At 45.3% G+C, this 13,914-nt stretch carries 13 protein-coding genes and 1 pseudogene; 5 read left to right on the top strand and 9 right to left on the bottom strand.

Annotation, left to right across the window (positions count from 1 at the left end; all coding sequences use genetic code 11):
* Positions 1–157 precede the first annotated feature (157 nt).
* The gene (nfsA, locus tag AB6C75_RS09325; protein WP_017094836.1) at positions 158–880 is read left to right on the top strand and encodes an oxygen-insensitive NADPH nitroreductase; all 723 of its coding nucleotides are present in this window, start codon (positions 158–160) and stop codon (positions 878–880) included.
* Between the two features lie 131 nt (positions 881–1,011).
* Here the strand turns inward: nfsA and AB6C75_RS09320 are convergent, their stop codons facing one another.
* Together AB6C75_RS09320 and AB6C75_RS09315 are read right to left on the bottom strand one after the other, a co-directional pair.
* Positions 1,012–2,544 carry a phospholipase D family protein gene (locus AB6C75_RS09320; RefSeq protein WP_372107613.1) on the bottom strand — a complete coding sequence of 511 codons (1,533 nt, stop codon included), beginning with the start codon at positions 2,542–2,544 and terminating at the stop codon, positions 1,012–1,014.
* A 161-nt stretch (positions 2,545–2,705) separates the two neighbouring features.
* Entirely contained in the window at positions 2,706–3,269 is a 564-nt protein-coding gene (locus AB6C75_RS09315; RefSeq protein ID WP_372085707.1) for a TetR/AcrR family transcriptional regulator, read from the bottom strand.
* Between the two features lie 93 nt (positions 3,270–3,362).
* On the opposite strand from AB6C75_RS09315, the gene AB6C75_RS09310 reads away from it, so the two are divergent.
* Both AB6C75_RS09310 and AB6C75_RS09305 read left to right on the top strand, forming a co-directional pair.
* Positions 3,363–3,896: a dihydrofolate reductase family protein gene (locus tag AB6C75_RS09310; protein WP_372107612.1), complete on the top strand. Its 534-nt coding sequence runs from the start codon at positions 3,363–3,365 to the stop codon at positions 3,894–3,896.
* Between the two features lie 139 nt (positions 3,897–4,035).
* Complete coding sequence (locus AB6C75_RS09305) at positions 4,036–4,533, top strand: hypothetical protein (protein ID WP_372107611.1); 498 nt, start codon at positions 4,036–4,038, stop codon at positions 4,531–4,533.
* A gap of 154 nt (positions 4,534–4,687) precedes the next feature.
* On the opposite strand, the gene AB6C75_RS09300 is transcribed toward AB6C75_RS09305, so the two are convergent.
* A complete protein-coding gene (locus AB6C75_RS09300) occupies positions 4,688–5,569 on the bottom strand; it encodes a LysR family transcriptional regulator (protein ID WP_009845937.1) in 882 nt (293 codons plus the stop codon).
* Between the two features lie 281 nt (positions 5,570–5,850).
* Here AB6C75_RS09300 and AB6C75_RS09295 point away from each other — a divergent pair, with 281 nt between their 5' ends.
* Positions 5,851–7,038: an MFS transporter gene (locus AB6C75_RS09295; RefSeq protein ID WP_017062388.1), complete on the top strand. Its 1,188-nt coding sequence runs from the start codon at positions 5,851–5,853 to the stop codon at positions 7,036–7,038.
* Between the two features lie 57 nt (positions 7,039–7,095).
* Here AB6C75_RS09295 and AB6C75_RS09290 read toward each other — a convergent pair whose 3' ends face one another.
* From AB6C75_RS09290 to AB6C75_RS09270, 5 genes and pseudogenes are all read right to left on the bottom strand, one after another.
* The gene (locus AB6C75_RS09290; RefSeq protein WP_004732276.1) at positions 7,096–7,659 is read right to left on the bottom strand and encodes a sugar O-acetyltransferase; all 564 of its coding nucleotides are present in this window, start codon (positions 7,657–7,659) and stop codon (positions 7,096–7,098) included.
* A 203-nt stretch (positions 7,660–7,862) separates the two neighbouring features.
* Positions 7,863–8,861, bottom strand: a complete 999-nt coding sequence (locus tag AB6C75_RS09285; RefSeq protein WP_372107610.1) for a LacI family DNA-binding transcriptional regulator — start codon at positions 8,859–8,861, stop codon at positions 7,863–7,865.
* Positions 8,862–8,960: 99 nt separating this feature from the next.
* A pseudogene (locus AB6C75_RS09280) lies at positions 8,961–10,399 on the bottom strand (6-phospho-beta-glucosidase).
* Positions 10,400–10,569: 170 nt separating this feature from the next.
* Positions 10,570–11,094: a hypothetical protein gene (locus AB6C75_RS09275; RefSeq protein WP_372107638.1), complete on the bottom strand. Its 525-nt coding sequence runs from the start codon at positions 11,092–11,094 to the stop codon at positions 10,570–10,572.
* 51 nt (positions 11,095–11,145) lie between these two features.
* Positions 11,146–11,535, bottom strand: a complete 390-nt coding sequence (locus AB6C75_RS09270) for a VOC family protein (RefSeq protein ID WP_012600103.1) — start codon at positions 11,533–11,535, stop codon at positions 11,146–11,148.
* Between the two features lie 209 nt (positions 11,536–11,744).
* On the opposite strand from AB6C75_RS09270, the gene AB6C75_RS09265 reads away from it, so the two are divergent.
* Complete coding sequence (locus tag AB6C75_RS09265; RefSeq protein WP_080518041.1) at positions 11,745–12,632, top strand: DMT family transporter; 888 nt, start codon at positions 11,745–11,747, stop codon at positions 12,630–12,632.
* Positions 12,633–12,720: 88 nt separating this feature from the next.
* Here the strand turns inward: AB6C75_RS09265 and AB6C75_RS09260 are convergent, their stop codons facing one another.
* Positions 12,721–13,635: a LysR family transcriptional regulator gene (locus tag AB6C75_RS09260; RefSeq protein WP_372107609.1), complete on the bottom strand. Its 915-nt coding sequence runs from the start codon at positions 13,633–13,635 to the stop codon at positions 12,721–12,723.
* Positions 13,636–13,914 lie beyond the last annotated feature (279 nt).

Here is a 13,914-nt window from a genome sequence, read left to right as displayed (position 1 = left end):
CAGGAAACCGTACAAAAAAGGATTGGCTGTGACAGCAATCCTTTAAATTCATGAATATCATTCTGCCAACCAGAAAGGCTCTAACGCCCTTTACGCTCATGGTAATTGTCGTTATTGTGATTCTCTACGCCATCATCACAAGGACTGTCTGAGAGTTATGAACAGCACGATTGAAACTATTCTGGGGCACCGCTCCATTCGTCAATATACAAATCAACCGATTGAAAAAGCGCAACTTGATGTGATTATTCAGGCTGGTCTCGCGGCTTCGTCATCAAGCTTACTGCAAGCTGTTTCTATCGTGAGAGTGACAAACAAAGAGAAGCGTAAACTGCTAGCAGAATACGCAGGTAATCAAGCTTACGTTGAGAACGCAGCTGAGTTTTTGGTGTTCTGTATCGACTATCAACGCCACGCTCAAATCAACCCTGAAGTGAAAACCGACTTTACTGAACTGACCCTGATTGGCGCGGTCGACTCTGGCATCATGGCGCAAAACTGCATGCTGGCTGCTGAGTCTCTAGGTTTGGGTGGCGTGTACATTGGCGGGCTGCGTAACAGCGCACAACAAGTCGATGAACTGTTAGAACTACCACAACATACCGCCGTGTTGTTTGGGATGTGCTTAGGTCATCCGGCACAGCAACCAGAGGTGAAGCCTCGCCTCCCTGCTCATGTGGTGATGCACGAAAACCAATACCAACCGCTGAGCCTAGATGAAATTGCCAGCTACGATGATTCAATGCAGAGCTACTACGCAAGCCGTTCAAGCAACCAAAAGCAGAGCAGTTGGTCACAACAGATCACTCAAAAGCTGTCTGGCGAATCTCGCCCGCATATCCTGCCTTACTTGAACAGCAAGCAGCTGACCAAGCGTTAAGCCGTTAAGCCGTTAAGCCGTTAAGCCGTTAAGCCGTTAAAAAATAGCAGCAAACCACAGCAAACAGCAGCACAAACAAAAATGTCAGCGTAATATACGCTGACATTTTTATTTATCCAGAGGCGGCTAGATTACAGATATTTCTCAATCGGTAACAACTGTAGGAAGCCTGACTGCATTCGTTCCCACTTACCCGTTTCTGGTTCGCTGTCCCAACGTTGATCGCCTGAATACCAATACACATCACCGTCTTCCAGTTCCAAGCGCCAGCTATTATCGTCACTCATTGCTTGTTCAATAGTTTTTGCTAACGTTTCAGCAATCTCTTTATTCTCGATGATCAAAACCGATTCCGTATTGAGGTAGGTAGAGCGCAAGTTGAAGTTAAATGAGCCGATGCTCGCGATGCTGCGGTCAAATACGACTGATTTAGCGTGCAAGCCATAGGCCGTCTCAGGCGCACATTTCAACACGTCTTGAGTCGATGCTTCACATAGCTTGGATTCTGGTTTTAGCTCAAACAGGTCGATGCCATGATCTAACATGTCGTAACGTCTGCCCGCATAAGCGGAATGATTAGTCACCAGATCATTAGACGCCATAGAGTTAGTTAGCGCTTTTATCTCAACACCCTTGTTGTTCAATACCTGCCACTCTTCAAGCTGACCATCATCGAATACAAGGTAAGCGGATTCCAACAAGATCTCTTGTTTCGATTCACTCGCTAACTTCCCTAGAAGAATCGCAGTCGCTTTCGGTTCATCAGTATTATCGGAGTCATCAGGGACGGGTTGATCGTAAACAAAACGCGCATTCACCCAAGTCATCTCACCAATCACCTCTTTCAGTAAGCTATCAGCAGCCTTGCGATCTAATGGTAATTCAGGATAATTTTGATAATGCGGAACGACAATATTATCTATCTTCGAGAGATCAGGTTGTTCGTCATCACCCAGCATATCGACAGGGTAAGACCAACGGCTGTTCCAGTATTCAACAAAACTGGTTTGGATGGTGTTAACTACCGAGCCCATGACTAATACATCGCGGTCTCGGAAATTGATTTCATCAGAAAGGTCGAAGTATTCATCACCAATATTACGTCCACCCACCACAGACAAAGTACCATCGACGGTAAACGACTTATTGTGCATACGGCGATTTAAACGAGAAAAGTCGCCGACAAAGCTCAGCCATTTACTGAAACCGCGGCGTGTTGGTGTTGGATTGAAGATACGAATCTCGACGTTCGGGTGTGCATCCAGTGCCGACAGCAACCCTTCACGTTCGTTGAGGTTGATATCATCCAGCATTACGCGAACCTTCACACCGCGCTCGGCCGCTGCTAATAAACGGCTAGCGAGATAGCTGCCCGATTCGTCAGAGTTCCAGATGTAATATTGAATGTCGATGGTGTGCTCGGCACTTTCGACCAGCGCTAATCGCTGTGCCAAGGCATCCCAACCAGACTCTTGCAGACGAACCGCAGTGGTGCCTTGCTCTAAAGCTTCAGGCTGAAATTCATTGGTTAGAACCGATAAAGAACTAGGTGCAGGAGAGGTTGGCGGTTCTGTTGGATGATCGATGCCTTCAGGAAGTGAAGAACACCCACCTAAAACGGCGATTAAGATTAACGTTAAACTGATGCGTTGGAGCACAGGCATGTATCTGACTTCCTTTTCACGATGGCGTCTTTAGAAACTTTCCGTAAAGCTTTTCAATGAACAAGCTATTCCGATCTATTCATTGATTATTACTGCTAAAGCCTGAAATTTATAGGTAATTATCCAGTATAAATTTAAAGGTCGGTAAATTGGCCTACAGATCACTTAAGTTGAGTGAGCGCCAAACAGTATAAACTCAGCGGCTTTTCGACCATTTCAATGGTGAGCTCTGTTCGGTCTGGGTTACAGTTCAACGCCAAAGCGTAGCCGTGTAAATAATCCACCAGCAAGTCCAACGCATTTTTGGTTTGCTCTTCCGTTAACGCTAACGGGCTCAACACCGCTTCAAAACGTTCACTAAATACCTCCATCGGCCCGAGAGATTTCATGGTCAATAAGGTTTCTAACAAGCCTCTATATTCGTTGAGCATCGACAAGTAACTCACACTGAGCCGATATAGGTTATCTTGCCAGTCTTGATTCAGCTCTGGCTGTGCCACTTCTTCAATCAAAGAAACTGTGATTGCCTCAAGCAGATCGTTTTTGTTTTTGAAGTAATGGTATATGGCCATCGCATCTACCCCGAGTTCTGTCGCCAACCCTCGAATACTTGGCACTTTGCCACTCTCTCGCATCATGCTTTTAGCAATGGTGAGAATTCTATCCGCGCTGAGTTGGCTTGATCCACTCTTTGGTCGACCTCGTTTCTGATCCTTGACAGTCATACCGTCACCTCTTAAACTTTATTTCTACACTGTAGAATATTTTAATTTATTACCGTGTAGATGCCAAGTTTCTCATCGATATCGGAGTTAAAAATGTCAAATATTGTATTCATCGCAACCAGTCTTGACGGTTACATTGCAGACAAACAAGGCGAATTAGATTGGCTGCAAGCGATTCCAAATCTAAACGGTGACGACATGGGGTACAACGCTCACACCGATCGTATCGATGCACTGGTCATGGGACGTAATACAATGGACATGGTGTTGAGCTTTGGCATTGATTGGCCTTACAGCAAGCCAGTCTATGTACTGAGCAACACTTTAAGTGAAGTACCTCAAGAGCTTGAAGGTAAAGTATTTTTGATGAAGGGCGAGCTTAAACAGATTGTCGTGGATTTGAATAACAAAGGCCTAAAGAACCTGTACATTGATGGCGGCATTACCATTCAAAACTTCCTGAAAGAAGACCTGATTGATGAGCTGATCATCTCGACCATTCCAGTCTTACTTGGTGGTGGATCTCCGTTATTTGGTGACTTAGTTTCCCCTGTCGATTTTACATTGAAAGGCGTCACGACATACCTTGATGAAATAGTGCAAACGCATTACTTACGTAAGCGTTAAAGCTGTTGTTGCTCTAAGGGCATGAAAGGATCAACACCGAAAACATTGTTCACGCTGCATAACCTTTATAGCCCCTACTAAAACCTCCCCTAAAGTAGTACCCTTTATCGTATTTCATTCTTAATGGTATTTATGTCTTATGAAGCTTTTGGTCGATCGCACTGGTGAACAGTTTTTAGAAATTCTGCAAGAATCGGGAGACACGCTGACGGTTCAATTCATTACCAATGAAGGCAATCGGAAGGGTAAGCCGTTCCAAGATAACTTGAGTGGATTGTTCCTCACAGGGTGGAAGCCGCGCACTACTTCAACCGCCATCGGATTAGAGCGCTTTAAGCAAGGCAAACTTGAAGATCCCAAGGTGAGTTTCGCATTGCACCAACTCTATCCACTCGGTCGAGACGTAAAATTACCTTCTGGCGATATCGCCACTATCGCGAGTTACGCCAATACCCATACCGATGGCTACTATATGTTTGTGCGCCTCAACGATGAATTAACCCGACTAAAGATTACACCCGATTGGGAACTTCAACCTTCCGATCAAAGATTGGCTCTGCCTTATTACCCAACCCCAAGAACTAAAGAAGAGCTCGACAACATTGACAATTTTGATGCGTGGGCGGGCGGTTTTTAAACACTGAAAGTCAGTAAACGCTATTGAGATCACATCCACCTATCGAATCTCAATACAACAATATGTGCTCTCTAAACATTGATACGAATACCCGTTCTCAAACGATGCAAATAACGGTTTGGCTGTGTGCTGCTAAAGAGTGTTTCATTCTTTCCTACAAGCTCAAACGGGGCTGAATAAAGTCAATAAACGCCGAGATACGTTTAGAGACAGAGGACGACTTGTAATAAACCGCATTCACTCGCTCTCGGTCTGTGTTGGCAAGTTTGTCTTGTTCCAGAATAGGGATTAAGCGACCCGCAGCCATATCTTCCTGCACCATAAACCCCGACAGACAAGCGATCCCATTTCCAGCTAAGACTAGTTGACGCACGGTTTCACCATTACTGGCTGTCACAGTAGGCGCGACGTCACTTTGGTTTGGTAAAGGCCAATGGTTAAGCACTTTGTTCCCTGCAAAACCCACAATTTGATGTGAACTCAAATCTTCAGGTTTGGTGGGCAGCCCACGCTTAGCGAGATAATCAGGTGACGCCACAATATGGAGTAAACTTTTTCCTAACGGGCGCGCGTGCAGTGTTGAGTCGGACAACTTACCGATTCGAATCGCAACATCGGTTCTCTTTTCGAGAAGATCAACGAAGCCTTCGTTGGAAGTGAGTTCCAACTCAATGTCTGGGTAAGCCTCTTTGAATGACTGCACCAACGGCACTAGCTGATGGAATACGAATGGGCTGGCGGCATCGACTCTTAAACGACCTTTAGGCAACTCACCGCGCGACACGATTTCTTCTTCCGCGCTCTGGATCATTTGTAATCCCACCCTGACTGAATCGACAAACTGCCGCCCTTCCTCCGTCAATTCCACGCGTCTCGTTGTTCGGTTGAATATTGAGACGCCGAGTTGCGACTCAACCTTACTCACCGAACGAGATACCTTGGCGACTTGCACATCCAACGTCTCTGCTGCCGCAGAAAAACCACCAGCATCGACGACGGTGAGTACCATTTCTAAATCATCTGAACGGGTTAACATGAGGCTCCTTCGCTATCTTAATTTTGTTTAATGTCATCACGCTTGTGCTCATCACAGCTCAAATCATCTGAGTCTTTTCGATCTCATCAGCTTAATCCAATGATCGGCTAACTCTCCAATTATTGCAAATAGCACAAAGGTTATTTGTTAATGATGGCATTTTTCACAAATATATTTTGCTAGATAATCCTCGCCATCAAACGAAGCGCTCCTATTGCAGTCAAAAGCTGCCCCATTTTATCGCGCTCGGTATTTAACAAAGAACAGTAAGAGAGATGATTATGCCACTAGCATTACTTGCATTGACGCTCAGCGCCTTTGCCATCGGAACCACAGAATTTGTCATCGTAGGCTTGATTCCTACCATGGCGAGCGACTTGAATGTATCTCTGCCATCGGCAGGCCTATTAGTCAGTTTATACGCGCTTGGCGTTGCTATTGGCGCACCAGTATTAACGGCATTAACCGGCAAATGGAATCGTAAGGCGGTGTTGCTGACCGTGATGGCATTGTTTGTCATTGGTAACTTATTGGCGTGGCAAGCTCCGGGCTATAACACGCTGATCGCCGCACGAATTTTGACCGGCCTCGCCCATGGTGTGTTCTTCTCGATTGGATCGACCATCGCGACAGGTTTGGTTTCAAAAGATAAAGCAGCCAGTGCCATTGCGATCATGTTTACGGGTTTAACAGTTGCATTGGTAACCGGCGTACCACTGGGCACTTACATCGGCCAAACCTTTGGCTGGCAAGCGACCTTCTTGATCGTTGCTCTGCTTGGTCTTATTGCTCTTATCGGTAGCGCTATCTTGGTTCCAAGCAACCTTAAGCAACCACCTGCGGCGAAGATTTCGGCACAACTAAAGGTTCTAACTCAACCACGATTACTGTTGGTTTACGCTATCACAGCACTAGGTTATGGCGGCACATTCACAGCCTTTACCTTCCTTGCTCCAATACTGGAAAACGTATCAGGGTTTGATTCGAGCTCAATCAGCCTCATCATGTTGGTTTACGGTGTGTCAGTGGCGGTGGGTAACATCTGGGGCGGAAAAATGGCTGACAAGATGGGCCCGATTAAAGCGCTGACCGTTATCTTCTCTGGTTTAGCCGCAGTACTGGTGGTATTCAACTTTACCGCTGTAAACCCTTATGCAGCCGTTGCGACTATTTTGGTTTGGGGTGCATTTGCATTCGGTAACGTTCCGGGGCTACAAGTGTATGTTGTGAAACTGGCTGAGAAATACACACCAGACGCAGTCGATGTCGCTTCTGGATTGAACATTGCCGCCTTCAACGTCGGTATTGCATTGGGCTCATGGGGCGGTGGTTTGATTGTCGCGAAATCTGGATTAATGAACACCCCTTGGGTAGGTGCGGTGATCGTTTTGATCGCTCTTGTTCTGACTCGATTCAGTGGTGCGTTAGATAAGAAGCAAGCACAACAAGCTGTTCCATCTAGCATCTAGCAAGGATAGAAAAAACAAAGCCCGAACCTAGGTTCGGGCTTCGTCATTTACATCTGATTATTGTCCGTTATCGATCGATTTCAGCACTTTACATGGGTTACCGACTGCAACCACATTGGCTGGGATGTCTTTAGTTACCACACTGCCCGCGCCAATCACACTGTTTTCGCCAATGGTCACGCCAGGGCAGATGATCACACCACCACCTAACCAAACATTGTCACCAACGTTAATTGGCGTGCCAAACTCAACGCCTTCTTCTACACGGCCTTTCACATCGAGTGGGTGACCTGCGGTCAGGATTTGAACGTTCGGACCAAGCAGCACATTGTCGCCAATGGTCACTTCAGCCACATCCAAAATCACGCAGTTAAAGTTAGCGTAGAAGTTCTTGCCCAGCTTGATGTTCGAGCCGTAGTCACAACGAAATGGAGGTTCTAGATGCGCGTTTTCACAGCCCGGAATGAGCTCTTGCGTTGCCGCTTCCCATTCAGGAGTGTCAGGAATACTGTTATTGAGTTTTTGAAGCACCTTACGACACTCGATACGAGCGGCATAAAGCTCTTTATCCCAAGCCTGATAAGGTTCGCCTGCTAGCATTTTTTGTTTTTCTGTTTTCACGTTACTTACCTGTTCTCGCATCACTCAGCTATTTTCATATTACTTAGCTAGTTTCACATTACTTAACTAATGGTGGTCAATTCATCGACCAAAAAACGCAATATCGCACATCTAAATAACAGTGAATAAGGAGTGTTTGAGCTTGGTTTAAGAGGTGCGCAGCTCGTCACTTTTTGTAGGTGAAATATGAAATTCGAACGGTGCTAATTTAGCTTCGCTATCGAATCACGTAACACCAAACTGCCAGTGGTATTGATGGTGGTCGCTTGCTCTGTTTCACCGACAATTTGCAGGATCGCCTTTTGCGTCATTTGCTCTAATGGCACACTGACAGACGTTAAGCTTGGCGTTAAAAACGCCCCCACTTTGCTGTTATCAAAACCAACGATAGAAACATCTTGAGGCAATGAGTACCCAAGTTCGGTTAACGCCTTAATCGCACCAATCGCCATGTCATCGTTTTCAGACAAGATAGCGGTGAATGTTGATTTGCTTTTTACCAGAGCCTGAGCCGCATGATAACCGCTCTCCATCGTCCAATCACCTTGAACAACCTTGGACTCATCCAATGCAATACCCTGTTTAGTTAGCACATCTTGATAGGCTTGGTAACGCAACTCATCGGTCGAAGAACCGGCTTTACCACGAATCACTGCAATGTCTGTATGGCCTTGCTCGATGATGTGCTCAACCATCAAACAAGCGCTCTGATAATGGTCGGTGGTAATGGCATGATTAGGCTTCGACGGCATTTCTCGGTTGAGTACCAGAATCGGTGTGTCAGTACTTTCGATGATCTTTGCAATCTCGCTTTCGGTTAAGCATTGCGGATAGATGATGATGCCCGCGCACTTCATATCCAGCAGAAAGTTGATCGCCTTTCTTTCGTCTTCAGCGCTGTGTTTGCCATCGGTGATCACCAATTGGTGATTCGACTTTTCGCTATAAGAAGCCGCGTGATACATCAAGGAAGAAAAGTAAGGGCCATTGAACAACTCATTGGTGATTACAAAGCCGATGAAATTGGTCTTCTTGGTCGCCAATTGCTGAGCCAACAAGTTCGGTCGATAACCTGTTTCTTGAATCGCATCGAATACCTTTTTCACCACATCTGGGCGCACGATGTTCTTGCCATTTAAGACACGAGAAACGGTCGATTTAGATACGCCTGCGCGGTTCGCGACATCAAGCATGGTTACCATTCGCTTCTTTTCCTTTATAAAAAATTAGCCGACATAGGCCGACTAATTCATTGCAAAATGACAGCTCACAGTTCACATAACTGCGCTGGGAAATGCATTCTAAATAGTGGTACCGTTAGATGCAATCACGCCTTTATACCACTCGAACGACTTCTTGCGTTTGCGTTCTAGTGAGCCAGATTGATCGTTGTGCTTATCTACGTAAATGAATCCGTAGCGTTTTTTCATCTCGCCCGTGGTGAATGAAACTAAGTCGATACAGCCCAAGGGGTGTAACCCATCAAATCAACACCGTCGATCGCAACGGCTTTTTTCATCTCTTTGATGTGATCCCCAAGGTAAGCAATGCGATAGTCGTCATTAATGCTGCCATCTTCTTCAATGGTATCAACCGCACCAAAACCGTTCTCAACGATGAACAATGGTACTTCATAACGTTCATACAGAGACGCTAAACAGAAACGTAAACCCGTTGGATCAATTGGCCAGCCCCAATCGCTAGACTGGATAAACGGGTTATCGACCGAGTTTTCATGACCGCCGTCCATCGCTTCTTCAGTCGACTGATGCGAAGAAGAATCCAATGTATTCGACATGTAGTAACTAAAGCCTAAGTAATCAGCCTTACCTTCTTTTAGGATCTGCTCATCTTCTGGCTGCATTTCAATGTTGAAGCCTTTGATTGCCCAGTCACGCTTAGCGTAATTTGGGTAATGACCACGAACCATTACATCCGAGAAGAAGTAACGGTCACGCATCGCTTTCTGCGCCACCATAATGTCTTCTGGCTTTGAAGAACGAGGGTAGAAAGGCACCATCGCACACATTGCACCGATCTGAAGATCTGGGTTGATCTCGTGACCTTTCTTAACCACCAACGCACTGGCAACAAACTGGTGGTGAACCGCTTGATACATCGCCTCTTGCGGCTTTTCACATTGTGGGAACTTCACGCCCGAGCATAACCAACCGAAAATATCCGCAGAGGTATTCATCTGGTTGTTGATCTCGTTAAACGTCATCCAGTATTTCACTTTGTGCTGATAACGATCCATTACCGTAGTCGAGTACTTAACGAAGAAGTCGATCACTTTGCGGTTCATCCAGCCGCCATATTCGTTAGCTAGATGGTAAGGCATTTCAAAGTGGCTCAGTGTGACCACAGGTTGAATATCGTATTTCAACAGCTCATCAAACAAATCATCATAAAACGCTAATCCCGCTTCACACGGCTCGGCATCATCGCCATTAGGGAAAATACGCGTCCAAGCAATACTAGTACGGAAACACTTAAAGCCCATTTCAGCGAATAACTTAATGTCCTCTTTGTAGCGGTGGTAGAAATCAACAGCCACTTGGTTGGGGTAGTTTTCGCCATCAATCACACCATCGGTGATTCGACGTTGTACGCCATGAGCGCCCGCTGTTAATACATCAACAACACTGACACCCTTGCCATTCGCATCCCAGCCGCCTTCTAGCTGATGCGCTGCTACTGCACCACCCCATAAAAAATCGTTCGAAAATTCGTTGTTCATACCATTACTCGCTACAAGTTATTCGCAAAAAAGATCAGGTTCAGAGCTGCGATTACAACTCTGAAACCGATTTCAATATAAGCCAAGATACAGATTGAAACCGGTTTCAGAAATAACTAAACGATCTTTTTCTGATCGAACTACAGACTAATCAAAAGTCAGCGTTACGATCAGTGCTCTTCAAAATATTGATCATGTGTGTGTTTGCTAGATTGGTCTTGAGTTCCGGGATAGAACTGAACCAAAGTCTGATCGGCTAGTGTGAGGTGAATCCAACCCTCTTTGACTTTCAGCCAATTGGTGCCGTTGGTCTCGTAGACGGCAGGAAAACTACCCCAGCCTGATTCTGATACCTGCAACTCTTGAAAGCGATTAATCGGAGTGAGTTTATTGCTTCTGAAGTCAGCCTCGGAGTAAACCAACAGAGTCTTGATAGCATCGTTTGGCTTAAACGTATAACAACTCACAGAGGCTGAAGTGCGATCAAACCACTGGTAAGGTTGTGCGCCTGTTAAATCATAGACCGTACAGTCGTTAAATTGAATGGCCCACTCTTGGTGAGCTTTAAAACCGAGGTAGCCTATTGGCTTTGATGGTTCAGGCTTCGAGTCAGCTTCTGGTTCATACACAGGTTCTGAGGTAGCACATCCCATAAGCCCAAGACTAAAAAGGAAAGTCACAGCAAGCTTCATCATTGTCATACCTCAGTTCCGTTAGTAGATGAGTAACTCAATTAAGTCTCTACATTAAACGGTAAGTTCCAAACGATTACCATCAGGATCGAGCACACAGCTCTCATAATAGCCATCACCTGTTCTTCTTGGGCCATCTAAGCGCTCATAGCCGTCTTCGACCAAGCGTTGAGTCAGTTGATCGACCGCTTGTTCCGAACCTAGTGATATCGCCATATGAATGAAGCCTGTGAACTGGTCATAGATATCGTCTTTCGATTCAGGGACAGAGAACATTTCCATGATCTCTAAGCGACTACCGCTTTCAAAAGACAAGAAATATGAAGAGAAGCCTTTGCTTGGATTGTGATATTTCTGGTTGGACGTTGCACCAAAGTAATCCTCATAAAAACGTTTAAGCACTTCGAGTTGTTTGGTCCAAATTGCGATGTGTTCGATCTTCATTTTTATCACCTAATGTTTACATATGACACTAGATTACTCGTCAGACAAGGAAGGATAAACAGAACATAATTCATCAAAAGTGTTCCTATTTAATAGTCAGTTCCGTTATCAAAATGCCAACAATTAGCTGCACAGTATTAACATCTAAATTTGTGCAATACATAGCTTTGATCCATAGTCGGTGTTTTACACAATCTGAGATTCAAACTGTGAGCTTTTTAAAACTGATACTACTTGCGGCTATATGGGGAGGCTCGTTTCTTTTCATGAGAATGGCGGCCAATCCATTAGGGCCCGCAGTCTTGATTGAAGCGCGAGTTCTGTTTGCAGCACTTACTCTGCTTTTAGTTTCTTTTTATTTAAAAAAGAAGCTCTCTTTTCATGATCACGCTAAACACTTCTTCATTCTCGGGCTGTTTAACACCACACTTCCTTTTTTGCTTTTCGCTTATGCCGCGCAGACACTTAACGCCTCGACACTCGCCATCTTGAACTCTACCGCGCCAATATGGGCGGCAATCATTGGTGCGATATGGACTAAAACAGCACTCGAGGCGAAAGTTCTATTGGGACTTGGGATTGGGGTAACGGGAGTTGGCGTGTTAGTCGGTTGGGATGCGATGAACATTGGCCGTGAGGCTATGCTTCCTATCTTTGCAGCAGTGATGGCGGCCTTTAGCTACGGAATAGCGTCAAACTATACGAAACAAGCCCCTAAAGTTGAGGCATTCAACAATGCTCATGGCAGCATGTGGGCTGCGGTGTTGCTGGTTTTGCCATTTGTATTCTTTATTCCGATGAGAGAAACACCCGACGTTACGATCACTACGTCAGTTATCTTATTAGGCGCGGTATGTACTGGGTTAGCGTATCTACTTTACTTCAATCTCGTCTCTGAACTCGGCGCACCTTCAGCCCTGTCCGTAACCTTCATCATTCCGGTATTTGGTATTCTCTGGGGTAACTTATTCTTAGATGAAGCAATTGGCATCAATACGATTGTTGGTTCAATTCTGGTTATCACCGGCACCATGTTGGTGACAGGAATGTCGCCAATGAAAATGCTCAAAGCCGCTCGTCAGAAACGCGCACAATAAGTTGATTGTATCCAAAAAACCTAATTAAAACCCTCAAGTAACAGAGACAAAAACGGCCTCCAAATGGAAGCCGTTTTTCATTGAATCGTTAACAGCTTTGAGAGCTCGTCATGTATTGTTGAATCTTGGTTCTTAACCATTGATGTGCGGGGTTTAAGTCTGTTCGTTTATGCCAAATCATATACTGTTTCATCGGCAAGACCTCAAAAGGCTGCTCGAGAACTTGCAGTTGGAATCGCTCCGCAAATTGATTAGCAAAACCTCTAGATGTGCTACCAACACAGTCGGAGCCAGAGACCAACACACACATCGTCATCAATGAATCACATTCGGAACTGACTTTTCGCTGCTGTATCGGATTTTTTGTAAAGTAATCCGCGGTGTAAAGGTGAGAGCGACGCATTCTGAAAGTGATGTGTTTCTCATGATAATACTGCGCTTCCGTTACCGATCCATCAATCCTTGGATGCCCTTTCTTGGCGATCAGCACGAGCTCATCTTCAATCACTTGCTGGTTCATATAGCCATTCACTTGTGGGTAGTGAATATCGATCGCTAAGTCGGCTTGCTGCATGCTCAAACTCTGCAGCAGATCTTCTTCATTGCTTGGCACCATATTGAATTCAATTGAGATGTTACCAAGCGTCTCGTCCTTTTCCACAAGGGGCTGAAGCTTGGTTAAACCGATCTCGTTGACCAGAATTCGAAACACATGATGTTGCTGGTTATCAAACTGCTTTAAGGTACTGACAGCGCTGGTTATCCCGTCCAATGCGGGCTCTACACGTAACGCCAACTGCATCGCTGCATTGGTCGGTGTTATACCTCTACCCTCTCGAATAAAAAGATCAGTGCCCAATTGTGCTTGCAGCCGTTTCAAAGCGCCACTGACTCCAGGTTGAGTCATACCAAGCGATTCTGATGCAAGCGTGATCGACTTTAATCGATACACTTCTAAGAACACGCTCAGTACATTTAAATCCAACTTTTCCATGTCGCTCACCGTTACTCTCCCTGTCAATGTGCTCTTAATCAATCATAGGTCAGGTTTTATCTTCGTTCCCTAACCATTGCACGACTCAATACATAGCCAATCGTGATGTATTAACTAAAGCTTACTTTATTTTTTGCTATATGTCTTAGGCATATAATTTCCTCAACGAAACGAAATCCCGAATTGAAGAGGCACCTATGACTCCATCACGCACTTTCAAAAATGCATCACTGTTCCTAGGGCGTGTTGATCTTTGCTGTACATTTCGCGTTCAACAATACATCGGTA

The sequence above is a fragment of the Vibrio sp. 10N.237.312.B06 genome, assembly GCF_041464685.1.
Lineage (GTDB): Bacteria > Pseudomonadota > Gammaproteobacteria > Enterobacterales > Vibrionaceae > Vibrio > Vibrio tasmaniensis_A.
The sequence above is the reverse complement of the archived record's forward strand: the minus strand, read 5'-3'. Positions and strand labels throughout refer to the sequence as shown.